Annotated in this window: 26 protein-coding genes, 1 pseudogene and 1 riboswitch; of the genes and pseudogenes, 10 read left to right on the top strand and 17 right to left on the bottom strand. The window is 29.6% G+C overall.

The features are described 5' to 3' along the window. The 6 genes from B2671_RS09995 to B2671_RS10020 all read right to left on the bottom strand — a co-directional run. Positions 1-547, bottom strand: a 547-nt coding sequence (locus B2671_RS09995) for a transporter substrate-binding domain-containing protein (RefSeq protein WP_346870276.1), incomplete at its 3' end; no start/stop codon positions are given. Positions 548-696: 149 nt separating this feature from the next. Beyond that, positions 697-1,293: an FMN-dependent NADH-azoreductase gene (locus tag B2671_RS10000; protein ID WP_346870277.1), complete on the bottom strand. Its 597-nt coding sequence runs from the start codon at positions 1,291-1,293 to the stop codon at positions 697-699. A gap of 83 nt (positions 1,294-1,376) precedes the next feature. Continuing rightward, entirely contained in the window at positions 1,377-2,090 is a 714-nt protein-coding gene (locus B2671_RS10005; protein ID WP_346870278.1) for a pirin family protein, read from the bottom strand. 50 nt (positions 2,091-2,140) lie between these two features. Beyond that, positions 2,141-2,584: a MarR family transcriptional regulator gene (locus tag B2671_RS10010; RefSeq protein ID WP_346870279.1), complete on the bottom strand. Its 444-nt coding sequence runs from the start codon at positions 2,582-2,584 to the stop codon at positions 2,141-2,143. Between the two features lie 103 nt (positions 2,585-2,687). Further along, a complete protein-coding gene (locus B2671_RS10015; protein ID WP_346870280.1) occupies positions 2,688-3,350 on the bottom strand; it encodes a DNA alkylation repair protein in 663 nt (220 codons plus the stop codon). 210 nt (positions 3,351-3,560) lie between these two features. Next, positions 3,561-5,288 (bottom strand): oleate hydratase, encoded by a 1,728-nt coding sequence (locus B2671_RS10020; protein ID WP_346870281.1) that lies wholly within the window; start codon positions 5,286-5,288, stop codon positions 3,561-3,563. A gap of 205 nt (positions 5,289-5,493) precedes the next feature. Here B2671_RS10020 and B2671_RS10025 point away from each other — a divergent pair, with 205 nt between their 5' ends. Further along, positions 5,494-6,393 carry a DUF2812 domain-containing protein gene (locus B2671_RS10025; protein ID WP_422653235.1) on the top strand — a complete coding sequence of 300 codons (900 nt, stop codon included), beginning with the start codon at positions 5,494-5,496 and terminating at the stop codon, positions 6,391-6,393. A gap of 120 nt (positions 6,394-6,513) precedes the next feature. Here B2671_RS10025 and B2671_RS10030 read toward each other — a convergent pair whose 3' ends face one another. Then, the gene (locus B2671_RS10030) at positions 6,514-7,002 is read right to left on the bottom strand and encodes a hypothetical protein (RefSeq protein WP_346870283.1); all 489 of its coding nucleotides are present in this window, start codon (positions 7,000-7,002) and stop codon (positions 6,514-6,516) included. Positions 7,003-7,089: 87 nt separating this feature from the next. After that, a pseudogene (locus tag B2671_RS10035) lies at positions 7,090-7,311 on the bottom strand (GNAT family N-acetyltransferase); the annotation flags it as partial. Between the two features lie 356 nt (positions 7,312-7,667). Between B2671_RS10035 and B2671_RS10040 the strand changes: the two are divergent. Continuing rightward, a complete protein-coding gene (locus B2671_RS10040) occupies positions 7,668-8,444 on the top strand; it encodes an SDR family NAD(P)-dependent oxidoreductase (RefSeq protein ID WP_346870284.1) in 777 nt (258 codons plus the stop codon). A 103-nt stretch (positions 8,445-8,547) separates the two neighbouring features. Here B2671_RS10040 and B2671_RS10045 read toward each other — a convergent pair whose 3' ends face one another. The 5 genes from B2671_RS10045 to B2671_RS10065 form a co-directional block, all read right to left on the bottom strand. Continuing rightward, positions 8,548-9,948, bottom strand: a complete 1,401-nt coding sequence (locus B2671_RS10045) for an MATE family efflux transporter (protein WP_346870285.1) — start codon at positions 9,946-9,948, stop codon at positions 8,548-8,550. Positions 9,949-10,275: 327 nt separating this feature from the next. After that, the gene (locus B2671_RS10050; protein ID WP_346870286.1) at positions 10,276-13,599 is read right to left on the bottom strand and encodes a DEAD/DEAH box helicase; all 3,324 of its coding nucleotides are present in this window, start codon (positions 13,597-13,599) and stop codon (positions 10,276-10,278) included. Positions 13,600-13,815: 216 nt separating this feature from the next. Then, positions 13,816-14,457, bottom strand: coding sequence for a hypothetical protein (locus B2671_RS10055; protein ID WP_346870287.1), 642 nt, complete (start codon positions 14,455-14,457; stop codon positions 13,816-13,818). Positions 14,458-14,937: 480 nt separating this feature from the next. Then, a complete protein-coding gene (locus B2671_RS10060; RefSeq protein WP_346870288.1) occupies positions 14,938-15,249 on the bottom strand; it encodes a YbjQ family protein in 312 nt (103 codons plus the stop codon). After that, a complete protein-coding gene (locus tag B2671_RS10065) occupies positions 15,230-15,454 on the bottom strand; it encodes a hypothetical protein (RefSeq protein ID WP_346870289.1) in 225 nt (74 codons plus the stop codon). The genes B2671_RS10060 and B2671_RS10065 overlap by 20 nt, the downstream gene beginning before the upstream one ends. Before the next feature lie 262 nt (positions 15,455-15,716). Here B2671_RS10065 and B2671_RS10070 point away from each other — a divergent pair, with 262 nt between their 5' ends. The 7 genes from B2671_RS10070 to B2671_RS10100 all read left to right on the top strand — a co-directional run bounded on the left by B2671_RS10070 (position 15,717) and on the right by B2671_RS10100 (position 21,541). Continuing rightward, complete coding sequence (locus B2671_RS10070) at positions 15,717-16,388, top strand: DUF969 domain-containing protein (RefSeq protein ID WP_035131935.1); 672 nt, start codon at positions 15,717-15,719, stop codon at positions 16,386-16,388. A gap of 14 nt (positions 16,389-16,402) precedes the next feature. Then, positions 16,403-17,332: a DUF979 domain-containing protein gene (locus B2671_RS10075; RefSeq protein WP_346870290.1), complete on the top strand. Its 930-nt coding sequence runs from the start codon at positions 16,403-16,405 to the stop codon at positions 17,330-17,332. Between the two features lie 67 nt (positions 17,333-17,399). Further along, positions 17,400-18,044: a pyroglutamyl-peptidase I gene (pcp, locus tag B2671_RS10080; RefSeq protein WP_346870300.1), complete on the top strand. Its 645-nt coding sequence runs from the start codon at positions 17,400-17,402 to the stop codon at positions 18,042-18,044. Next, complete coding sequence (locus tag B2671_RS10085; protein WP_346870291.1) at positions 18,044-18,481, top strand: gamma-glutamylcyclotransferase family protein; 438 nt, start codon at positions 18,044-18,046, stop codon at positions 18,479-18,481. The genes pcp and B2671_RS10085 overlap by 1 nt, the downstream gene beginning before the upstream one ends. A gap of 137 nt (positions 18,482-18,618) precedes the next feature. Further along, entirely contained in the window at positions 18,619-18,819 is a 201-nt protein-coding gene (locus B2671_RS10090; RefSeq protein ID WP_346870292.1) for a hypothetical protein, read from the top strand. A 122-nt stretch (positions 18,820-18,941) separates the two neighbouring features. Beyond that, the gene (locus B2671_RS10095; RefSeq protein ID WP_346870293.1) at positions 18,942-19,619 is read left to right on the top strand and encodes a Crp/Fnr family transcriptional regulator; all 678 of its coding nucleotides are present in this window, start codon (positions 18,942-18,944) and stop codon (positions 19,617-19,619) included. 440 nt (positions 19,620-20,059) lie between these two features. Next, positions 20,060-21,541 carry a tetratricopeptide repeat-containing diguanylate cyclase gene (locus B2671_RS10100; RefSeq protein WP_422653236.1) on the top strand — a complete coding sequence of 494 codons (1,482 nt, stop codon included), beginning with the start codon at positions 20,060-20,062 and terminating at the stop codon, positions 21,539-21,541. Between the two features lie 152 nt (positions 21,542-21,693). Here B2671_RS10100 and thiC read toward each other — a convergent pair whose 3' ends face one another. Next, a complete protein-coding gene (thiC, locus tag B2671_RS10105) occupies positions 21,694-23,007 on the bottom strand; it encodes a phosphomethylpyrimidine synthase ThiC (RefSeq protein ID WP_346870295.1) in 1,314 nt (437 codons plus the stop codon). Between the two features lie 198 nt (positions 23,008-23,205). Next, a riboswitch (TPP riboswitch) is annotated at positions 23,206-23,307 on the bottom strand. A 243-nt stretch (positions 23,308-23,550) separates the two neighbouring features. Between thiC and B2671_RS10110 the strand changes: the two genes are divergently transcribed. Beyond that, complete coding sequence (locus B2671_RS10110) at positions 23,551-23,958, top strand: hypothetical protein (protein WP_346870296.1); 408 nt, start codon at positions 23,551-23,553, stop codon at positions 23,956-23,958. A gap of 77 nt (positions 23,959-24,035) precedes the next feature. On the opposite strand, the gene B2671_RS10115 is transcribed toward B2671_RS10110, so the two are convergent. The 3 genes from B2671_RS10115 to B2671_RS10125 all read right to left on the bottom strand — a co-directional run. Next, positions 24,036-24,515, bottom strand: coding sequence for a threonine/serine exporter family protein (locus tag B2671_RS10115; protein ID WP_346870301.1), 480 nt, complete (start codon positions 24,513-24,515; stop codon positions 24,036-24,038). 5 nt (positions 24,516-24,520) lie between these two features. Then, positions 24,521-25,282 carry a threonine/serine exporter family protein gene (locus B2671_RS10120; protein WP_346870297.1) on the bottom strand — a complete coding sequence of 254 codons (762 nt, stop codon included), beginning with the start codon at positions 25,280-25,282 and terminating at the stop codon, positions 24,521-24,523. Between the two features lie 355 nt (positions 25,283-25,637). Continuing rightward, the coding region (locus B2671_RS10125; protein ID WP_346870298.1) for an ABC transporter ATP-binding protein at positions 25,638-26,596 on the bottom strand (959 nt) is incomplete at its 5' end.

Consider the following 26,596-nt stretch of genomic DNA (forward strand, 5'->3'; position numbering starts at 1 on the left):
CCATTAATGCTTCATTATTTGTTTCAAAGGTAAAAACCTTGCCATCCTTAAAGGTTTTTAAAAGTTCCTCTTCCTTGTTTATTGCATCTACTGCACTAGACTGATTTTGTGCTCCAACATTCATACCTTTTAAATCAACTTTACTGTTTATTTTTGAATTCGCTAAAGTTATTATAACTTGTCTATTTTCCAGATAGGGATTTGTAAAATTCACTTTTTCTTTTCTTTCTTTGGTTATACTATAACCATTCCATATAAGATCTATTTTTCCTGAGTTAAGTTCTGATTCTTTCATAGACCAATCAATAGGCTGAAATGTTACTTGTTTACCTATTCTTTTTGACACTTCCTTTGCAAGATCAATATCAAAACCTACTATTTCTCCATTATTATCTTTAAATCCCATAGGAACAAAAGTATCATCAAAACCAATTATAAGTGTTTCCTTATCCATTGTATCCTGTGACTTATTGTTACATCCTGATATTGATAATGCCATTACTGCAATAATTCCATAGATTATTACACTTCTTAATATTTTACTCATTTGCTTGTCCCCCCACTTAATTATAATGTATTTACTTTATTACTTTACCATGGTAGAGTAATAAAGTAAATACATTTCTTTTTTTATTAACATCCAATCCATATAAAAAAAGCCATAAAACTAATTATGGCTTCTTAATACATATAATTTTAAAACAACCTAGCAATATCCTTAGCTTCTTTTATTCCTTGTTCAACTTTCCCTTCAACATCTGCTCCAACAACATCTAAACTTTCTACAGCAATAGTCTTCATATCTTGAATTCCAAAGAATCCTAGGATTGTTCTTAAATATCTATCCCCCATTTCATATGGTGCGTCTCCATATTCTCCTCCTCTAGATACAATGTGTACAGCTTTTTTATCCTTTAAAAGTCCAACTGGCCCTTCTGCTGTGTACTTAAATGTTATTCCTGTAACACTTACATAATCTATATAAGCTTTTAAAATTGCAGGAATACTTAAATTCCACATTGGTGCTGCAATTACATATTTATCTGCTTCTGCAAATTGATATGCATATTTTAGAATTGGGTTCTTCTTACTTTCTTCATTTTTAGCCCCAAATATTTCTCCTAAATCCTCTGGTCTTAGAAAATCTATATTTTCTTTATATAGATCTAAAGTAATTATTTCATCATTAGGATTACTACTTTTATACTCCTCTATAAAACTATCCGATACCTTAAAAGTTCTTGATTCTCCATCCTTCTTAATATTTGCTTTAATGTATAATACTTTACTCATATCTTTCTCTCCTTTTTTATCTTGTATATATCATCACACAAGACATAATTTTATTTTTGTTCTTAAATTTTATATTGTAGTTATCATATATATAGTGCTTCTGTTTTATTCATTTCTATTATAATTAAATGTGAGTTTTCATTAGCTTTAATTTTAATGTTTTCTTCAACTATTTCTAAGGCATCTTGTTCAATTAAATTCACATCATTAATTTCTGAGTTACCTTCAATTTGTACTAAGTATGCCTGTCTTCCTTTATTTACATTAAAGTATATCTCTTTATCCCTTTCTAAATAAGTTGTATACACATTTATATCTTGATGAACATTTATAGGTACATCCTTTAAAGTACCAGATACCATATGGAGCCAATTGTTGGTTCTATCTTTCCAATTAAATCTATAATCTCCGTAATTAGGTTTATATCCTTTCTTATCAGGCATAATCCATATTTGAAGAATCCTTAAATCCTCATTGCTATTATTAAATTCACTGTGGTATACTCCTGTGCCAGCACTCATATATTGCATTTGACCTCTCTCTAAGCTTCCAATGTTGCCCATACTGTCTCCATGAGTTAATTCTCCTCTTACAATGTAAGTTATAATCTCCATGTCATTATGAGGATGAGTGTCAAATCCTGAATTTGCCTTCATAACCTCATCATTTAGTACCCTAAGCACACCAAAATTAATATTTGTTGGTTTAAAATACTCTGCAAAAGAAAAATGAAAATTTCCTTTTAACCATCCGTAGTTACTTTTCCCCATGTTATTACTATCTATTCTCTTTAACATAACAACCTCCATTTTATCACTAATTAGTGATATATTTTTATAAAAACTCATTACAAGTTTTTAAATTTCTTTAATAAACTTTTTAACATAATTTTTTCTTCATCCGTTAAAACACTAAAGATCCTACTAATATTTTCAATATGCTTTGGAAAAATGTCTTCAATAATTTTTCTCCCCCTATCTGTTATAGAGATTATAGCAACTCTCTTATCTTCTGGATCTATAATCTTTTTTACTAATCCTTCCTTCTCTAAATTTTTTATAACCACAGTTATATTACCAGAAGTAGTTAATATTTTTTCTATTAACTCATATATTTTTAAGTCTCCCTTATTGTATAAGGCCTCTAAAACTCCAAACTGAGCAACTGTAAGTCCAGTTTCCTTTATAGTTTGAAACTCCCTTTTATGAATTTCATGCTCTGCCCTAGTAAATACGACTAAAGTTGATAGATCTAAGTTATTTTCTTTAATTAATTTCTTTATATCTTTCATAATCTAAATTTATCACTAATTAGTGATAATGTCAACAAACAAAAATATGATTTAAAAATTTATATTTTAAGTATAATAACCTTATCAATAATAGTAATATATATTAACTCGTCATCAATCTTCTTCTAGTTTCTTCATCAACCTTCTCTAAAGCATACCTAAAAGCTACTCGTGGCATAATATTTTTATTCTTTAATAAATACTCATATACCTTATCCTTTTCAACCTGTGACAACACTTTTAGCATCCAGCCATACCCTTTCAATACGAGATGATGTTCATCTTTCATAAGCATATCTGAAATTAGGTAAGGATTGATTCCATGATACTTATCTTTTTTAATAGGATAAATTAAGATAACAGCAGCTGCACGTCTCACAAAAAAGCTTGGATGATTTGTCCAAATTATCACATATTTAAATAGTTCATTATTTTGACTTAATAATTCTCCAAAGGCATGGGTGCAAAAATCATCACAATCTCCCCAGCCTGTAACATACTTCTTTAACCAACTTTCAAATACAAAAAATGTATCAGTATTATACTGATTCCTAACTCTATAGGCCCAATCGTATGCAATAACCCCTAATTCCCATTTATGTTCATCAAGTAACTGTTCACATATATTAAAAATATTATCAATACTTCTATCTTCTATAGTTTTATATAGCTTTGATGAAAACGCTCTAACTTTACTGGTAGTTAGACCATTTTCTTTTGATAACCCTTTAAAATAATGCTTTGCTATTAAGATAATATCATTCACTCGTATCACTACTTTCATATAAAATAAATTCTCTCGACCCAAACTCATTCCTTTATTTTATTGTATAGGATATTAATACCATATTCAAATATAAATATATTAATATAAAAAACTAGTAGCTTCAGCACCNNCCAAATGAAGCTACTAGTTTTTTTAACTTAGTGGAAGTTTTTATCCATAATATCCATTAATGGACTATGGATAATCTGTTTATCTATAAGAAGTTTTTAAAGCTTCTTTTAGTATCCTAGGATTCTTTTTATATGGAGTTACAGGACAGATTTTCTTATTCTTCACTTTGAATAAAGTATATACTGCAATTCTTGCTGCACGTACTGAATATTCTTCAGTAAATACCATGTCCTCTGGTATTTCAACGAATTGACTAATCATAGCAAAGTTAGTTGATCCTTCTGGTACAACCTTTGGTCGATCAGACATCTTACGAGGTTGGAATTGAGAATCTATATAAGGCATCATGCATGGAATAACATTCACCACATCTTCCATAATTTCATCTATCTGATCTTCTAAATGTAAATGATGTAAAAGTTCTATTAACATTTCTTCACCAGTACAGTCTCGCATTGGTTTCTTTACATAATCTCCAACTTTATCTGTATATAACCCATAGCCCCAGAAAATAGTTGTATCCATTGTTTGAGCTTTAAAGTGTGGTTGAGCTGCAACTACAATACTCATTAACCAATTGGAATCTTTAAAAGTCATCAAAGCACCACTACCTGGAATATTAGTAGAAATCTGCTCTATTAATTTTAATAGTTTATTTCCTTTACAAGTTACAGTGAAGCTTTCCCAGTTAGTTTCATCTGGATGATTAAAGAAAGGATCCGGATTACCAAGTCCTGGTTTTTTATTAGCAACTTTTCTCCAAAGCTCACCTGAGATTGGAGCACTAGGTTCAAAAGCTGCCGGTGTATGAAGATCACCTAAAGTTGCGCTATCAGTCATACAACCATTAGTCATGATACAAACATCACCTTCATTTAGTTCAATAACTCTTTCTCCATTTCCATCTTCTACATAAATAGCTGTTACTGTAATCTCATTACCTGGTTTAAAATCTAAATCTGTTACCGTTGCATTTATACTAAAATCAACTCCATGTTCATCTAGATATGCCTTTATCGGTAAAATAACAGATTCATATTGGTTATAAGGTGTACGTGTAACCCCTTCTAGTGTTTCTATACGAGAGAATTCAAAAATCATACGATTCATATAACGCTTTAATTCAAACAGACTAGACCACTTTTGGAAAGCAAAGGTAGTTTGCCACATATACCAGAAGTTAGTCTCAAAGAAATGAGGGGTATGACTAAACCATTGCTCTATAGTCATATCATCTAAACTTTCTTCTGGAGTAATCATTAATTTACCAAGAGCCATACGATCTTCATTGTTGAATCCCATGCTTTTTACATCTTGAATTACACCATACTTATCTACTAAACGAGCTTGAGCATGAGTTGGATGTAAATGGTCAAAGTTAAGTATTTCTTCTGTAACACTTTTACCTACCATATCTAAAGATGGAATACTTGAAAATAGTTCCCAAAAATTTTCATAAGTTTCTTCATTTAGCATTCTCCCGCCACGACATAGGAACCCATTTTGTACATCTCCATCGCCATCATTGCTACCACCAAGAATTTGCATTCCCTCTATAATATGAATGTTTTCGCCTTTAAAGTTACAGTCTCTTACAAGATAAGCTGCTCCTGCTAAAGAAGCCAAACCTCCTCCAACAAAGTAAACTTGTTTCCCTGAATGATCTATATATTCAATTTCCGTCTCTTGACTTTGTGATTTGTTCTTAAGTTTTTTAGCTCCTAAAGTAGCTATTGTCGCTGCCCCTGCTATAGCTCCTATAGCCACTAAAGGATTTATGCTACTTTTATTTGATTTTTTACTCATAATAATTACCTCAACTTTCTAGTTAAATTAATTAATGAAGATTGCTTATTTATTATTATAGTTTAATACAATTAAAATGTAATTATACAGATTTACTTATTTGTCTAAAAAAGTATTAAGAAATTTGAAATAATAAATGTACATTTCATAAACTCTTAATTTTTAAGAACAATAATAGACTTTCATTAACTTTAGATTAACTTCTATGAAATTTACTGGTATAATTTATTTAATATGTAATATCNNGGAGGATTTAGTTTTGAGTAAATCTGTTTATAAATTTAAACCAGGCTCTCCTTGGAAAATTGGCATTACCGAAAGCTGGCTTAATTCCATGGCTAAAAGAGGACTTTTTATAGAAAAAATGGGGAAATATTTCGGTAAATTTAATAAAGATGAACCTAGGGATATGTACTATAGAATAGAAATGTCTGAGGAAAAGGATGAATTGAGCGAAGAACAAATTAGAATGTATAAAGCTCGTGGATGGGGATATGTTACAAACTATAACAATTTTCATATTTTCTCATCGCCCTATGAATTCAATACCACAGAGGTTCATATTATCCCCGAAGAATATGCACAGTTATTAAAACCTTTTTATAAAAAAGCTTTAACACAACTTCTTATTTCTTTTGCGATTTTATTTGCATTTTATGCAGTTATCCCTATGTTTATTGCTAAAAGATACGTTAGTGTTTTAGTAAATATGAGTTATCTAGAACTTTTCTCCCAATTAATAATTATTTCAACCTTTATTAATGGATTGTTTGAGATTATATATATAGGCAAACTTAGAAAGTGCCTTTTACAAGGAACCTCCGTGGATCATAATGCACCTTGGAAGTTTAATTATATAGTATCTATTNNTATTAGTTCTTGTCTAATTCTACTTTCAACAACTTTAGTAACTTTAACCTTCACATCATTGTTTACAGGTTATGATGATGAGCTAGATCTTTTAATTGTTCAAGAAACAAGTGATGGATACGAAATCTATGCTTGTAAAGGAAAAGGTGTTATGCGCGTGATATATACCGGTAAAGAAGATGTAAATAAGATAATACCATTGATAAAACAAAAGATTTCTTTAATATCAAAGTAGAATTATATAATAAATTTTCTATGTTAGAATAACTGTAATAATATAAATAAGGACTATATGGAAATTAACTAAGATTTCTAACTTAATTATTTTCATATGGCCCTTATAAACGATTTAATACTAATCATTATCTACTTTTCTTATCTTAACCTGTTCATCCTCTTCAGTTTTAATTGAAATTTCAATCTTTCCCTTTGCTTTATTTCCTACAAATTTAAATCTATATTTTCCCTCTGTTAATTTTATTGTTCTTTCCCCGGTTTCAGTGCCTACTAGTATATCCTCCACCAGTTTTTCTGGACTAACTAAAACTCCTTTAAAATCACCACTTTCAACCTTTGAATCATATTTAATGGTAATTTCACCTTGTCCCTCTGATTCTATATTCCAAATTGTATCTGCTCCTGAAAACTTCCCATATTTAACGGTAATTTCATTTTTAGAACCCGATTCATTCCTACCTACATAGCTATAGCTATCTCCATCTTTTGCAATTTTTTCATTATTATCATAAATATCTGCTTTCCCTGTATCCAATGTACACCCACTAAAAGTGTATAATAATAACATTAAGCATATTCCTAAAAGAATTTTAATTTTAAATTTCAATTCTACTCCTCCTTATAATATCTTCACTATTTTAATATATTAATTATAGTTTCGTTATAACACAATTATCATTTATTTAGAGAACGATTATTTCTCTACATTATAAATTAGTCTTGGAATTTTACGTCCTACCTTCACAAGATATTCTATCTCTCCTTTTTTTACAGCACCCATCTTTATATAAAAATTTATAGCTTCTGGACTTGTTACTATTTCAAGTTCTTTTATGTTAAGACTCTTAGTATTCTCAATTGCATGATTCCATAATAACTTTCTATACCCTTTTCCTATATAATCAGAATTAATGAAAAAATACTCTAACTACGTTTCACCTACATTTATTAAAATACTAGCTTCTCCTTCTTTAGCTCTACGAATATTAATCATTCACATTCCTCCTCAAAACTAACTCCTTACACTTGAGAGTATATTAAAATTATAGAATATTTTGTATTATAAATCTACAACTGAATACCAATTAATCTCTTAGACTAATATAATACTAAATGTAATTTAGCATTATAGTTCCTTGTTAAATAATTAATTAATTTACAATATATTATATTTATGCTACTATATTATTATAGCAAGTAAATATCCATTAATAATATTTGTTTATTGATAATATTTACAATATATTTATATTTTAGAAAGGATTTGATGTTATGAACAATTTATTCAATCTTACTGGTAAAGTTGCTATAGTTACAGGTGCTTCTAGTGGACTAGGAGCTGATGCCGCTAGAGCTTATGCTGAGTATGGTGCTAGTGTTGCACTACTTGCAAGAAGAAAAGATAAACTTGATAATGTAGTTAAAGAAATTCAAAATAATGGTGGAAAAGCTCTAGCTGTTCAATGTGATGTTGCTAATGAAGATAGTGTTAAAGCAGCAATAGACGAAGTTATGAAGTACTTTGGACAAATTGATATTCTTCTTAATAATGCAGGAGTTGCAACTGCAGGTTCTGTTGAAAATATGTCTGTTGAAGCTTGGGATAAAGTTATGGACATTAACGTTAAGGGAATTTTCTTAATGAGTAAATATGTAGTTCCTCATATGAGAGACAGGAAATATGGCAAAATTGTTAACATAGCTTCTATAAATGCTGTTATTGCAGACAAAGATCCTTCTCTTTTCCGTCACTCCTACAATACTTCTAAAGCAGCTGTTAGAGGCTTAACTATGGGTATGGCTGCAAGCTATATGCAAGATAATATTACAGTTAATTCTATAGGTCCTGGCCTTTTTGAATCTGAGATGACAGAAAATACTCTTTTTAAGCATGAACCTTTTCTTAGAGCTTACAATGCTATTTCCCCTGCCGGAAGACCAGGTAAAAAAGGTGAACTTAATGGAACAATTATTTATCTATCATCAGATGCTTCTAGCTACGTAACTTCTCAACATATTCTTGTTGAAGGTGGTATTTCTATAGTTTAAAAGCTATATGACATATAATTAAAATATAAAGATTTCTTAATATAAAAAAACTGTTAACATACTATTATGCTAACAGTTTTTTCATTTATATAAATTAAGAAACTTAAATGGCCTCTCCCATAACTTCTCCATCTTCTACGTTAGGATCATCTAACTTCTTTATTTCATGTTTAAAGATAAAGTTAGTGATTATAACAGATATAAAATCACTAGTTGGTCCTGCCAACCATACTCCTGTTAATCCAAGAGTTTCTCCATTAGGAAGTCGTATCAAAGGAAGAATTATAATGCATGGTATTAAAAGTATTACTTGTCTTAATAAACTTAAAAACATGGATTTCTTAGCTTTTCCAATACAAGAGAAATAATTAGTTCTTATTATCTGCGGTCCTACAAAAATAATCATAGAAAGGAAAATTCTCATTCCATACTTTGTTATTGAAAGTAGATGTGGATCTGAGTTAAATGACTTTATTAAAACTCCTGGAATAAGTTCTACCATTAAAAATCCTATGGTAGCAATAATTAAAGCTGCTATTTGAGGATACTTCATAGCCTCCTTAACTCTATCATATTTTTTAGCTCCATAATTATATCCAATAATAGGCTGTACTCCTTGATTTAATCCAAAAATCGGCATAAGAATTATCATAGTTATGCTACTTATTATAGTCATTGCTCCTATGGCTAAATCTCCACCATAACTCCTTAAAGCATTGTTTGATATTACTTGAACTATACTTGCAGCAATTTGCATACTAAATGGCGACATACCTATAGCAAATATAGCTAGTATCAACTTTTTTTCTAGCTTAAAGTTTTTAACTTTAACTCTAAGATTAGCATTTCCCCTTAAAAAGAAACTTACCCCCCATATAGCTGAAGCAATTTGGGCTATTACTGTGGCTATAGCTCCTCCTTTAACTCCCATTCCTAGTAAAAATATAAATATTGGGTCAAGAATTATATTTGTAATCGCACCTATAAGCATAGATGCCATAGCTATATTAGGACTACCACTGGCTCTTATGGTATGGTTAAGTCCAAAACTTAACATGTTAAATATAGTACCTATAAATATAATTTGCATGTATTCTTCAGCATATACTAGGGTGTTTGAACTAGCTCCAAACATTCTTAGTATATCCTTTCCCCAAATTAATCCTATAGCTGTTATAGCTAAACTAATGATTATAATTAAAGTAAAAGCATTTCCTAGAATCTTCTCTGCTTCTTCTTTCTTATTTTGTCCTAATCTAATGGAAATAGTAGTAGCAGTACCTATTCCAACTAACATACCAAAGCCTAATATAATAGTTGATATTGGCATAGTTACTCCAATACCTGTAATTGCTAAATTTCCTACCTCTGGAATGTGTCCTATAAACATTCTATCTATAATATTATATAGTGCGTTAACCAACATCCCAATGATGGCTGGTATAGAAAACTTAAGTAATAATTTTGTGATTTTTTCTTCACCTAGTGCATTTTGTCTACCCATGTAGTATCTCCCTCCTAAATTAAATTGTCTATTTAAGTACTAATGCAAGGTTAGAAAAATCTTAACCTTGCAAAAATACAGCTTAATATATTTATTACATAACATATAATTATGGCTAAGATAATTCTTAACCTTTAAATTCTCATATTGTAAACTTTAAGTACCTTATATCTAAACACTATTCTTCACAATATAATTATACTTCATATCCCTTATATTTTCAATGACTTATTTCGACAACCTAAAAATTTCATTATCTAAATATAATTAATTGGTAATTATCTTATTAAAATACGCTGTAGTAAACACTTTTCAGATAGAGTTTTATTATGAAAATAACTCTTCTAGTTCCTTTTCATTCATAGAAGATAAGGTTAATTCCGTATGTTCTTCTCCATCTATTACTTTATCTATGATTTCTTTTTTCTTTTCTTGTATATTGTAAATTTTCTCCTCTATAGTTCCCTTGGCTATAAGTTTTATTACCTCCACAGTATTTATTTGTCCAATTCTATGTGCTCTATCCTCAGCCTGTTCTTCCACCGCTGGATTCCACCATGGATCAAAATGTATTACCATATCAGCTGATGTAAGATTAAGTCCTGTTCCCCCAGCCTTTAAAGAAATTAAAAATACTGATGGTTCCCCCTCATTAAACTCTTTAACTAAGTTCATCCTATCTTTAGATGGAACAGAACCATCTAAATACATAGTGTTTATACCCTTTTTATTTAACTTTTCTCTTATACTCCCTAGAATTGTAGTAAACTGAGAAAATAATAGTACCTTATGATTATTCTCTAAAGCTTCTTCCAAAATGTCATAAAGAGCGTGATACTTTCCACTATCGCCTTTATAATTTTCTATAAATGAAGCGGGATCACAACAGATTTGTCTAAGTCTAGTAATAAGCGATAATATCTTCATCCTACTTTTGTTAAAGCCTTTTTCCTTTACTTCTTGCTCCATCTCTTCTTTATAGGCATCTACATAAGAATAGTATAGTTTTTTCTGCTCTGAAGTCATGTCCACCACTATTTTATGTTCTATCTTTGGTGGTAGTTCAAGAGCTACATCCCTTTTAAATCTTCTTAAAATAAATGGTTTTATAAGCTTCAATAATTCCTCTAAAGCTTTATCATCCTTTTCTTTTACTATAGGCAATTCAAAATTTTTATTAAACTTTCCATGGGTTTTTAAATATCCAGGCATTATAAAATCAAAAATAGACCAAAGTTCTGTAAGTGAGTTCTCTATTGGTGTTCCTGTCATAGCAAATTTACTCTTAGCTTGAATTGACTTCACAGATTCTGCATTTAAAGAAGTTGGATTCTTAATATATTGTGCTTCATCGATAATACAAATATCAAATTTCATCCTCTCATAATATTCAAAATCCCTTCTTATTAATGCATAAGATGTAATTATTACATCGTACTCCTCAATATTTTCTATTAATATTTCTCGCTCTGCTTTACTTCCACTTACGGCTACAATCCTTAGGTCCTTAGAAAATTTTTCAAATTCCATAACCCAGTTATAAACTAATGAAGTAGGACATACAATTAGTGCCTTATTTTTCAAATTTCCTTCTAGTTTTTCTGAATTTATAAATGTTATAGCTTGAAGGGTTTTACCAAGTCCCATTTCATCTCCTAGAATTCCACCAAATCCGCATTGAGATAAGGTTTTAAACCACTTAAATCCAATTTCTTGATAAGTTCTTAATACTGCACCTTGTTCTCCTGGAACTCTATATTCATTACTTTTTACATCTTTTATATTATCTATAAGATTTTTAAAACCTTTATTTCTTGTGATAAAATTCAATGCCCCCTTATTAATCTTTTCATCTATATATAAGGATGCATACTTAGGTATTTCTACACTTCCACTAGCTAACTTTGAAATTGATATGTCAAAGTTATCAATAACAGAATAAATATCTTTAATTTCACTGCCCTGAAGTGGAATTATAGAACCATTCTTTAGTTTATAGTATTTTTTCTTCTGTTTAATAGAAGTTAAAGTTGCTTTCAATTCTTCTTTAGAAATTCCTTCAATATTGAAATTAAACTCTAAAAGATCTAAATCATTTAATCGAATGCTAGAATTAAAGGATTTAGGCGTTAATATTTTTATCTCCTTAAAGCTATCAGAGTAGCAAATCTCTCCTACCTCAGCTAATTCCTCCACACCATAGGTTAAAAACTCTACTAATTCGTCTTCATCTTCAATATAAAAACTTTTATCTATATTTTTAAATCCAAGTCCATAAAGCTTCTCTATAGTCTTTCTTTCCTTCACTAAATCTCTAATAACTATATCTTCACTAATATCTTCAGATACCCCCACTTCTTTTTCATTTAATAATTGTTGATTTTCTTCTTTGATATTTTCACTTTCATTTTCTAAACTATAATAAAAGCTTTCTTCTCCATAATTAAATTTCACATCACAAGTTACTCTATCTTTATCCTTATCTAAATAAAATTCTGTTACTAAAGGCTCCTCCTTTATAAGTTCCTTTACACTTTCATCTTTAATAACAATGGGGCTTATACTATTTAATTTAGGTAGAAGAAAATTCGCCACATCATTAATACTACTTTTTTTAAAGGATATAGTATTATTTTTTGATTTCGTAAATGCTCTATGAAGTGGGATAAAATCACTTTTTTCCTTTTCAGACAATAGATATAAAGTATTATTTAAACAATAAAGTCCTGTATTCTCACAAATGGCCTGTGAGATTTCACCATTCATATCTATATTTAGATTGTCTCCCTTCATGAACATATAAAAACTAGTAGGCATATTTCCTAATGAAACAGTTATATCTTTATATTGCTCTCCCTTATATTCTAAATTGATGGTATTGCCATTTTTAATGGTTAGAATATTTTTAAGTTGACCTTCTGAAAGAAATACCCTTTTTCCACTAAAGAATATAGAACGATTAGTATATACCCTATTCATTACTTCTAAATTTAAATCATAAATTTCCTTTATAATATTCATGATTTCTTGATCCTTATCTTTAAACATATATTTAGTGTTATTATACTGAAGCTCTTTTCCGAAATTAATAGTTCCACCACTTGTATACATGCACTCCATAAGTTCACGAATATTTTTTACCACATATAATCTGCTAGTTCCTATCTTTAACTCTAAATAAAAACTTTTTTTCTTACTTCCGTAGTGCTCATCCTCTACCACTAAGGTAATATTCATATTTAGAGATTCCTTCTCAACTCCTCTAATTGTCTTGTCAAAGGTGCTTTTATAGATTTCAAGAAGCTCTTCTTCTCCAGACTTAGGAATGTTTATACCCCGTCCTCTTATACCTTCCTTATTTAACTTTATAAGTACAGCTCCTACATGCTTACACATATGATATTGTGCAAATGCTTCACAACTACAGTTGGGATATAATTTAAAATTTCTATTATTTATAAGTACACTAGTTTTATAATTATTTACATCATAGGCTGACTGTACTATGGCTGTAACTGATAATATATTTATAGAGTTTTCATTGATCCTTATACTTCTAACTTTATTTCTAAGGTACATATCCATGGCTCTATTAAAAATAACATTTCCACATATATCCTTTATCTCTCTCAACTCTAAATCAAACTTCATTCTCACAATTCTCCTAATTAAAATTTCTTGCTTTTTCAATAAATTTACTCTACCTTTTATTATATACCTTTTTCCATCTTTATAGCGCATTTATTATAAAGTAATTCACCTTTTCTATAATTTTCAACTATAAAAGAAATATGAACTATAAATAATTACATGAAAATGGTGAGCATGAATCTTAATATAATTACATGTTCACCATAAATTTAAGAACTAGTTTAGACCTTTAGTCAAACCAAGATTCACTATATCATTTTCATCTACGTCTTCAGTATTTAACTCAATATATATATTCCATTCTGCCATGTCTGCAGTTCCAATTCCAGGAACCATTCTCTCAATTGCTATAGAAATATTATTACCCTCTTTAATTACCTTTTTTACTTTATGCCTCACAGATCCACTTGATTCATCTAATGTTACAATAATTAAAGCTTTTTTAGAAAAAAATTCATCATCATATTTACTTGCATCTACGTCACGGTTTTCGTTTACACATGACAGCATGCTTACAGTAAGTCCTTTTACTTTCCCTTCATGCTCCTTCAAACATTCTTTTGATTTGCAAATAGTGATAATAGGATATTTTTTACTTGAATTATAATATGGAGATCTTTCATAACTATCCTTAAACTCAAGCTCCCTCGCAGAATCACTAGGTTTTTTAATAATCTCCCCTTTATCTTCTGTGCTTGCGGAAATTTCATCATTATCTTGATTTTCTATATTTCCTACTTCAACAGTTTTCTCGTCTTTTTCACTTTCACCTGTATTTATATTATTACACCCTGAAAAAAGTACTACCGTAGTTAAAACTAAAGTACCACATAACAATTTTAATTTATTCTTTTTCATATATATACCTCCATATTTCATATAAATAGAGTTCTTTGCCTCATATGTAACTTTATCCCATTGAAGCTTACTAACAGACTTCTAAGTATCAATTTATTTCATACTTAGAAGTCGTTGTCCTTTAGAAGAAATCGTTATCTAAGGACGTAAAAACTCTTAACTCCACTCTAAAAAGTGGGAGTNNAAGTCGTTGTCCTTTAGGGGAGATCGTTATCTAAGAACGTATTAACTCTTTACTTATATTCTAAATCTTAATATCTATATCTTAAGAAATATCCTTTATTTATATACGCTTATTTATACAAAAAGATTTAAACTTTTTATTTCTAGACTCTATTTAAAATTACATAAATATAATATACAAGCTATAAGAATATTAGTAGTCCTACTTTAATATCGTGTTGAAACATTAATTTTGCCAATAAATAATAAAGACTGAGTCAAAATTTTTTATTTGACTCAGTCTATCTCAGATAATTTTTATTTGAATTTTACTGCAGTTCCATAACAAATAACTTCAGATGTACCATTCATTATTGAGCTTGTTGCATACCTTATATTTACTATAGCATCAGCACCCATAGTCTCTGCTTCATCAACCATACGCTTTGTAGATATGGCTCTAGCTTCATTCATCATTTCTGTATAACCTTTTATCTCTCCACCTACAACGGTTTTAAGACCACTAAGAATGTCCTTACCTATATTTTTAGACCAAACCACTGACCCTTTAACCATTCCTAACATTTCTAACTCTTTTCCTGCAATGTAATTAGTATTTACTAATATCATTTTCGTCTCCCCCTTTTATTTCCTTTATTCTTTCTATCATATTATAAATAATTGCTCCTCCTATACCTATGGCAATTAAAAGCAAAATTATTGGCAATAACTTTATTCCTTCTGCAAAGGTAACAAATACGATACCTCCAAAATAGAAAATTGCAAATAGGAGCATCAATACTGTTATTACTATTGTAAGTATAATTTTTCCCATACTCTTATCATCTCCCTAAAAACATACTATAAATATTAATTATTCCATTTTACTAGACTAATATTATCATACTATAACTACTAATACAATATGGATAAAAATAGTTATTCATGCATAATGATTAAACTTTATTTTTATCTAATCAACCTCATCTATATCTAATATTTATCCTTTCTTTGTATACCTGTATACATATTTACTTTTCATAATAGTGTATAATTTAAAAAAATTATATAAATTTATGGGAGGAAGGATAATAATGATCAAATTAATCGGTATTATAATTGTTATCATTGGTTTTACGTTAAAACTCGATACTATTGCTGTAGTTCTTTCTGCGGGGGTTTTAACAGGGCTCGTTGCTGGTTTGAGTATTAACGAAATATTGACTACTCTAGGACAAACTTTTGTATCTCAAAGAGCCATAACATTATTCATATTAACATTACCTGTAATTGGTATGTGTGAAAGATATGGACTTAAAGAAAGAGCTGCAACTCTTATAAGTAACGCTAAATCTCTTTCTGCTGGAAAGCTTTTAAGTGTCTATGCCCTAGTTAGACAAGTGGCAGCTGCCCTTTCTATTAGAATGAGTGGACATCCTCAATTTGTTAGACCTCTTGTTAACCCTATGGCACAAGGTGCTGCCGTTAGCAACTTTGGAGAAATTGATAAGGAAGATGAAGATAAAATTAAGGCTTCTTCTGCTGCTATGGACAACTATGGTAACTTCTTTGGACAAAACTTATTTATGGCCAGCTCAGGAGTACTTCTAATAACCAGTACACTTCAGGAACAAGGCTATGTAGTAGATGCCCTTGATGTAGCTAAAGCTTCTATCCCAATAGCTGTAATACTATTTATAATGGTATTAGTGCAAAATCATTTGTTAGATAAATCATTAATTAAAAAATATTCTAAAAAAGATAATTAAAGGAGGAATCGTTTATGGATATGGCAGCACTATCAAATTTTTTATTGGAAATCTTTTATGCCTTAGTGGGCTTCCTAATGATTTCCCTATCAGTTTATACATTTACAAATAAAGATCATAAAGCTAGAATTGGTACTTCAATATTTTGGTCAATTCTAGGTATTATATTCATAGCTGGACCTTATATCCCAGCTAATATAGTTGGGATTTTAATAATAGCCTTAGGTTGCTTGACCGTTTCTAAGCAAGTTAAAATGCTACCTAACAAACCTCTTGATGGAGAGTTCGCTAAAACTCAATCTGGAAAACTTAAAAATAAAGTTTTCTTACCACCTCTAGTAATCGCAATTGTAGCTCTAGGAATAGCACAATTTACTTCTATTAGCGGAACAGCTGCTATTGGTATAGCTGCTGTGATAGCAACTATAGTAACCTTAATTATCACAAAAGCTAATCCAAAGTTCATTTTAGAGGACGGAGCTAGAATGATTGACTCTGTTGGACCTGTAAGTATCTTACCTCAACTTCTTACTGCATTAGGCTCACTATTTACAGCTGCTGGAGTTGGTACTGTTATTGCTAATGGTATATCAAGCTTCATACCTGAAGGAAATCTTTTAATTGGAGTAGCTGCTTACTGCATAGGTATGGCTATATTTACAATGATCATGGGAAATGCCTTTGCTGCATTTGCAGTTATCACTGCTGGTATCGGAATTCCATTTGTATTTGCACAGGGGGCTAATCCAGTAGTTGCTGGTGCCTTAGCTCTTACTGCTGGATATTGTGGAACCCTAATGTCACCAATGGGAGCTAATTTTAATATTATGCCTGCAGCTCTTCTGGAAATAGATGACAAAAACGCAATTATTAAACGTCAATTTCCTGTGGCTATGACACTACTATTAGTGCACATAGTTTTAATGTATTTCTTAGCATTTTAAAAGTTTATATAAGATATAACTAAAGGAGGTGAATTTTAATGAAGCTAATGCTTCATTAAATATATATATGAAAGTTTTAATAAGTGGTTTTAATCCCTTTGGAGGAGAACCTATAAATCCAGCTCTTGAAGCAGTAAAATTACTTCCTAATAATATTGCTGGCGTAGAAGTTATAAAGGTAGAAATTCCTACTGTCTTTAATAAATCAATAGAGGCCCTTGAAAGCTCTATCAAAAATCATAATCCCGATGCAGTTATATGCATTGGACAAGCAGGTGGTAGATTTTCAGTTATGCCAGAGAGAGTTGCTATTAATATAGATGATGCTAGAATTAAAGATAACGAAGGAAATCAACCAATAGATATAAAAATTAAAGATGATGGAGAGAATGCTTATTTCTCTAACTTACCTATAAAAGCAATGGTTAAAAACATGGTAGATAATGGCTATCCTTCTGCAATTTCTAATACTGCTGGAACCTTTGTTTGTAACCACATAATGTATGGATTACTTTATCTTATCGATAAAAAGTACTCTCATATGAAAGGTGGATTTATTCACGTTCCATATATACCAAATCAAGTGGTTACAAAGCCAAATACACCTTATATGAATCTTCAAGATATTTCAAAATGTCTTGAGCTTTGTATAGAAGCCCTAGTTAATAATGGAGATAAAGACATTAAAACTATAGGAGGTACAATCTGCTAATGATATACCCAACAGAAGAAAAAAAAGTATTTGTATATGGAAGCTTAAGAGAAGGTTTCTTTAACTATGATAAATACTTAAAAAATAAAGTATCTCCAGCTTCTCTAGGGGAAGTAACGGGAAAGCTTTTTCATCTTTCTCACAAGGGATATCCTGCTTTACTAGATGGAGAAGATACTGTTATTGGAGAAATTATGGCACTAAAAGATTTTTATGAAGATATAGTTTCCTTAGATCAAATGGAGGGGTTCAGATCCTTTGAAGATATATCAATCAATGAATATACGAGAACTACTATAAATGTCAAAAATCTTGAAACAAAGGCCATTGAAAATTGTTATGTATACAAATACGTAGATGAAAATGATAAAAGTTTTAATTCACATGCAATCTACATTCCTCATGGAGATTGGAAAAAGTATATGAATAGCTTATAATAATATAAATAGAAAAATCTATCATTTATTTGATAGATTTTTTATTGTATTAAACTAAAATTATATTTAAATTTATTGACATATTCATTTCTATTACATAATATATAAAATAATAATTATTTTCTTAAGGTGAATTTATGTCTTCTAATCTAAACCCTGAAGAATTAGTTATAGCAGCTGCTATACTATCTATCTATATCGCTAAAAATAGAACTTCTGATGAAGTTAACCTTTTAGGAAATCTTTTTCAAGCTATAGGTACTAACCTCTCAACTTTTGCTTCTGCAATTCCAGAAAATGAAACTAATACTAAAAATGAAAATAATACCAGTGAATAAAATTTAAGTTCAACGTAATTCCTATAAAATTAATGGTATATTAGACTTTAGATGTTATTTTATTAAATTTGGTATAAAATATTAACTATTACTCTATTACATTGAAAAGGATGATTTAATATATGTACGAAGAATACTTTAAACACATTCCACAAGAAAAAATGAGAACTTTTTTTCTTGAAGAACTTGCTCCTTTAGGAATTATAAAACATTATAAAAAAAATGACCATATAGATTACTTTCCTGGTGGTAAGCTTTCAATAGTTATTGAAGGGAAAGTAAAAGTTTGTATATATACTAAAAAGGGTCTTGAAAAAATTTTATTTTTTCTAATACCAGGAGAAATATATGGGGAAGAAAGTTTATTTCATCAATCTCATATAGGCATTACTCCAGTTACATTAGAAGATACTTCAATCTCATTTATCGATAATGAAACTTTATATAATTATTTAAATGATAAACCTAAAAATTATGAGTATTTTATTCAAAGCATATTAAGAAAATATCAAATTTCTTTATTTCAGATGGGAGACCTTTTAAAGAGATCACCACGAGCTCAAATTTGCTCTGCTCTTTGTAGAATTGTTGCTCAAACTATAAATAATTATTCTAAATGTAATGATCCAATTGAATTAAGTCTCCCACTTACTCATGAAGGATTAGGAAATTTAATCGGTTGCTCTAGAGTTACTGTTACTAGAGTTCTTAACGAGTTAAAATCCCAAGGAATATTAGCAAGTACATCTAAAAAAATAGTCATTCTAGACTTTGAAAGATTAAAAAAATATTGTGATTAATACCAAATAAACTAAATTCAACATATAATTATTTTTAGGTTTAAGTTACTTAATTTTTTTAAGTAATTTATATATATTATATTATTTTTCATCTAATTTTATGTTATTATATTATTGTAACCACAAGGTTAAAAATTCATTTGTTACTCAGTTATAAGTTTAAATTCAAATTATAATTAAACTATTCTAAGAAAAGTAGGTTGTTTAGTATGAATAATAACTCAAAAGAACTTTTTAAACTTATTGATGATGGAAAAACTATTGTACATAGCGATCCTAGAAAAGCTTATGAAATAACAAAAGAAGCATTTAAATTAGCTGAAGCATTTAATAATAAATCTGCAATGGGCTATTGCTTTATTAATTTTGCCTTAACTTACAGGTCACTATCAAATTTTGCCAACTGGGTAGAATATGGTTATCATGCTCTAGATATATTTATGGAATTAAATGAAGAGGAAGGCATTGTTGTAGCTTTAAATCTTTTAAGTTGCGCATATTTTCACGTTGGACTTTATGAGGATTCTTTAATAAATTGTCTTAGAGTTCTAGATTTGTGTATTGATGATAAACATAGCTTTATTCACACATGTTCCCTTAATAACATGGCAGAGATTCACAGGATAACTACCCAATATAATAAAGCCTTAAAATATTATGAGAAAGCTTTAGCTAAAGCTAAAAAGTTTAATTATACTTCACTCGCTGCATCTATTTTATTTAATATAGGACAAGTTCTTCTAGAGAAGAATAATTACCATAAAGCTTTAAAAACATTTTTTGAAAGCTATGATATAGCTATTGAATTTAATAACTTTATACTTCTAGGTGAAATAGAAAATAACATTGGTNNCATTGGTTTCATTCACTTTAAAAATAAAGAGTTTGATAAAGCCATGGAATACTATAATAAATCCTTAGAACACTTAGAAACCATTAGCAACAAATTCTATATCATAGATTTATACTTTAACATTGGTTTTTTAAAGCTTTCTACTTCTTCTAATTGTGCTCTAGACTATTTAAATAAAGCTATACATTGTGCTGAGAAACTTAATTCCAAACATAAGCTTAGCAAAATACATTTGCAGCTTTCTAAATACTACGAATCATTAGGAGATTTTAAAACGGCCTTAGAATACTACAGGCAGTACCATCTTTCAGAGGAAGAAGTTTCTTCATCTACTATGAAATCTAAACTAGAAATTATAAGAATTCAATGTAATCATGCTATAGAAGCTGAAGAATTAGAACAAATTAAGATAATAAATCAAAAACTAGAAATGGAAATAGAATCCCAAAATAAAAGGCTACAATATATGAAAAATGAGAATAAGAATTTACGGTTTAAAGCATTGAAAGATTCTCTTACTAAAATTTCAAATAGACATGCCATTGACCAAATGTTTAGTAGACTATGGAAATATTCTAAACTCAATAAAAATAATATGGTTTTATTTATGATAGATGTGGATAACTTTAAATTATATAATGATTATTGGGGACATATGCATGGTGATAAATGTCTTGCTAGTATTGCTCAATGTTTAAAAGGCATTTCTACCTCCCGTCACGATTTTTGTGGTAGATACGGTGGAGAAGAATTTATATATCTTGCTGAGGATTTAACCTATGATGAAGCTATTTACCTAGGTAATCTAATCAGTTCTAAAGTTAAGGACTTAAAAATAAAATCTACTCATGATAATGATAGTTCTGTAATTACTGTTAGTATTGGTGGAGTCTATGGAAACCTTTCCTCTCTTAGGTCAACTGACTATATGATTGAAATTGCAGACAAACAATTATATAGCTCTAAAGAATCTGGAAGAGATAAAGTTACATTAATAAATACCTTAAAAGATGAATTGACGCTAAATTCAATAGATTCAGTGAACTTAGTAGCTGCAGATATATATTAATAATTTAAACTTTAAAACAGTTATTACTTTATTATTAATTATATTATTCAAGTTATTAAACATAAAAATATATAAAGAAGGACACTCTTAAAATTACTAAGCTTAAATTACCAATGAAAGCTTAATTTCTAATAGTGTCCTTTTATTAATTATTAATCATCTTCTCTTAAAAGGTTAATATCTTTTCCACTAAGAATCTTGTTCATATTTCTCATAGAACACATTTTACCACACATAGTGCAACTATCTTCATGATGAGGTGTAGATTCTTTTCTATATTTTCTTGGCTTTTCTTCATCTAAAGCTAAGGTAAACATCTGCTCCCAATCAAGTTCCTGTCTTGCCTTACTCATTTCATTATCCCACTCTGATGCACCTTTAATTCCTTTAGCAATATCCGCTGCATGAGCCGCAATTTTTACTGCTACTATACCTTCCTTCATATCATCTAAGTTTGGAAGTCTTAAATGTTCTGCTGGAGTTACATAACATAAAAAGTCTGCTCCATAACTTGCTGCAATAGCTCCACCAATGGCAGAAGTTATATGATCATAACCTGGAGCTACATCCGTAACTAAAGGTCCTAAAACATAAAATGGTGCTCCGTGACAAAGTCTTTTTTGAAGTAACATATTAGCTTCTATTTCATTAATAGCCATGTGTCCTGGACCTTCAATTATAACTTGTACATTTCTCTCCCAAGCTCTTTTTGTAAGCTCACCTAATACCATAAGCTCCTTAATTTGTGAAGCATCTGTAGCATCAGCTATTGAACCTGGTCTACATGCATCTCCTAAGCTTAAAGTTAAATCATATTTTTCACATATATCTAATAATCTATCAAAATACTCATAGAATGGATTTTCTCTCTGATTTAATTCCATCCAAGCAAATAAAAGAGATCCTCCCCTTGAAACTATATTAGTAATCCTCTTATTTCTTTTAAAAGTATTTATAGTCTCCCTGTTTAGTCCTGCATGGATAGTTACAAAATCGACTCCATCCTGTGCATGTTTTTCTACTACTTTAAAGAATTCATCTACAGAGATATCCTTTAGTTCCTTATCATAAAAGCCAACTACATCATACATTGGTACTGTTCCAATCATCGCTGTAGACATTTCTACTAACTTTTCTCTAAACTTTGCAGTTTTTCCATAATTAGAAAGGTCCATAATAGCCTCTGCTTTCATATCTAAAGCAACTTTTACCTTTTCCATTTCTTTATTTATGTCACCACAATCTTTGGATATACCTAAATTTACATTTATTTTAGTTTTAAGACCTTGACCTACTCCATGTGGTACAAGGGATTTATGATTTTTATTAGCAGGTATAGCTACCTTCCCTTCCGCTACTAAAGCCCTTAACTCTTGAACATCCATATTCTCTGACTTAGCTACAATCTCCATCTCTCTTGTTACAATGCCCTTTCTAGCAGCATCCATTTGTGTTGTAAAATTCATACTTTCTTCCTCCCTAAGTACAATAATTATTTAATTTAATAATTTAGTGCCTTCCTTTAGGAGAAAATAATTGCTTACATATTTTTTCACAAACCCTTATTAATTCTTATCTAAAAAAATAAAGGCTTACACAAGGTAAGCCTTTGGATGAATTCATAAAACAAATATTTATAAACATTTTTATAAATAAGCTATTATTAAAATCTTTTAAAGCTTTCCTTCGATGGCATTATCCACATCAGGTTCAAGGGTTAAAGCAATTATTGCTTCTCTCAGCATTAGGCACCCCTAGCTAAATAATTATTAAATTAACTTCATTATAACATAAAAACTATAATTTTCAAATTTGCTTTTAATTTATTATTATCCACATTTTTAATGGAAAATTTTTAATAACATATTTTTTCCTTCTAAGGATAAACTAAAGTCGAGTTTTCTTAAACCTTTTATTTTTAAATAGCTTACCCTTATTCTTGTTATTCTCATCAAATATACTCATACTTAATAATTTAAGTAAATACTTTAAAAGGACGGTGTATTACAATGAAAAAATCTTTAATTATGCTAACATTAGTTGGTACCATCATGACTTCTTCTACTGTAGCCTTTGGATATGATAATATAGCAATGGATTCTAATAGTGAAAAAATGACTACTATAGAGACTCCAGCAGAAAAATCTAAGGATGAAAAACCCACTGAGGAAAAGAAACCAACTATGATTGAGGAAGAAGAAAAGACAAAAAAAACTGATGAAAAGAAGCAAACTATAAGTGAGTCTAAGCCTGAGAATGAAAAAGCTCCTAAAGAAGAGGAAAAGAAACCAACCCTAAACGAAACTGATGAGAAAAAACAAAATACAGAGACTCCTGGAAACCATATGAGAAAACCAGAGTGTGATAATAAGTGTAACCCTGAAAATAACAAGGCAAACGAAAAGAAGGCTCAATAATTAAGTATAAATTTAAACTTAATTTAAATATAGGCTATGTTTTAACAACAGTTTAAAACATAGCCTAATATTTTATTTTATGCTGTTTTCTTTGTTTCTATATCTCTTTGAATTTTACTAAAAAATTTATAAGTAGTTGAAGATAACATCATTCCAAAGGCAATAGCTCCACCTACTATAATAGTTTTCATTGCACTGCTATAAGCAAGGTCATAATTTTGAGCTACTATATATAATACTGTATTATAGGCCATAACTCCTGGTACTAACGGGAATATTCCTGGTATTGAAAACTGCATACTTGGAGCCTTTAACCTTCTTGCCATTACTTCACTATAAACTCCTACTACAAATGCTCCCATGAAAGTAGAAATAATTACACTTCCTCCATAGTTGAACACTATTAAATAGCTTATCCATGCAAGAGTTCCTGAAATCCCAGCCCAAACTATTTTTTTTCTATCTATATTAAATAATATGGCCGGAAATACACTTCCAAAAAACGCTAAAACAATTTGTCTAATCATAACATAGCCTCTACTTTCACTTAAATATATTATATCTAAAAGATTCCTAGAAAATTTCTAAAGGCTAATGCAGTACCAATTCCTGAACCAATTGCTGTAATTATTAAAACTGCCTCACCTACCTTTGAAATTCCTGATGTAAAATCACCATAAATTATATCTTTTATTCCATTAGTAAGAGCTACACCAGGTAATAGTACCATAATAGACCCTAGTATAATCTTGTCCTTGTTCACTATAGTTATAATATTTTCAAATAAAATACTTATACTAGCTATAAGAAATCCTGAGAAAAAGAAGATAAAAAATTGGAAAAACCCTACATTGGATACCTTATCTACCATATAATATATTATCATACCAATAATCGCAGATATAAAGGCTGCAAAAATTGTTCCGTTGAAAAATAATGAATAAATAAAACAAGTCATTCCTCCAGCTAACACTCTAATAGGTAATTTAAAAGTAGGCGTTTTTCTTATATCTTCTAGTCTTTCCATTGCTTCCTCATAGGAAATCTTCTCTGACTCGATGCTTCGAGAAAAACTATTTACTAGCTCTATGCTATATAAATCAACACTCTTGCTTCTAACCTTTTTTAGTGATGTAACCTTTTCTTGATCCTCCTCTAAAATAGATATAAAAATTCCTTTTCCTGTAGTTATGCATTCACTTTTATAATTATATGCTTTACATATCCTTTCAATAGTTTCCTCTACTCTATAGGATTCTGACCCATTACTAATAAGTAGTTCGCCTGCTGAAAGAGCTATATCTAAAACCTGTTTTGCTTTCATGATAAATCTCCTTCTAATATTCCATATATTTAATAAACATGAGTTTTATTCAGTTTACTATAATTATTTTTTAGCATATTTAATATTACACATTTATTAATGGTAATTATATCATCTTTTTCATATTTATCTATTAATTATTTATATATTAAATGAACTTATATTTATTATATATTTAATTAATTACTTTATTATTATTTCCTAAATACTAGGTTATACTTATCTCTAAAATAAAAATAACTAACTCAAATTAATTTGCTTAATTTAAGCTAGTTATTAAAAACTATGTCAATAAACTTCAGATTGAATAAACTCTATCTTAGTCTAAAAACTCTATTTACTTTTTATTTAGTTATTAAACTACATCTTCTTTAATATCTTCAAATTGACTATTATATAAGTTTGCATAGAAGCCATTAGCTGCAAGTAACTCATTATGATTTCCTTGTTCTACTATATCTCCATCTTTCATTACAAGGATTAAATCTGCATCCCTTATAGTAGATAATCTATGAGCAATTACAAAACTAGTTCTACCCTTCATCAAATTATCCATTGCCTTTTGTATTAAAACCTCGGTACGAGTATCTACAGAACTAGTGGCTTCATCTAAAATTAGAATCTTAGGATCTGCAAGAATTGCACGAGCTATAGTAATTAATTGCTTTTGACCTGCAGACACGTTGTTAGCTTCTTCATTTAAAATCATATCATATCCATCAGGTAAAGTTTTTACAAAGTGATCCACATTGGCAGCCTTAGCTGCAGCAATAACTTCTTCATCATTGGCGTTTAATCTACCATATCTGATATTTTCCTTAATAGAGCCATTAAATAACCAGGTATCTTGAAGTACCATACCAAATATACTACGTAAATCTTGACGGTTGAAATCTTGAATATTATGACCATCTATTAAGATAGCTCCACTATTCACATCGTAAAATCTCATAAGCAATTTAACCATGGTAGTTTTTCCTGCTCCAGTAGGTCCAACTATAGCAACCTTCTGTCCTGGTTTTACATGTGCTGAGAAATCATTGATAATAATCTTATCTTCTTTATACCCAAAGTGAACATTTTCAAAGTTTACTTCACCTTGAATTTCTTCTCCCTCATCTTCTGACAATAACAGATTTTTTATTTTAACAGGGTTTTCTGCAAATTGCACTTCCTCTTCTTCTGCTAAGAATTCAAAAACTCTTTCTGCAGCCGCTGCTGTAGATTGCATTAGATTTGCTATCTGAGCTGACTGAGCTATAGGTTGATTAAAAGATCTTACATACTGAATGAAGGATTGAATATCTCCAACTT

The sequence above is a fragment of the Clostridium sp. UBA5119 genome, assembly GCF_002414285.1.
Classification (GTDB): Bacteria; Bacillota; Clostridia; order Clostridiales; family Clostridiaceae; genus Clostridium_J; species Clostridium_J sulfidigenes.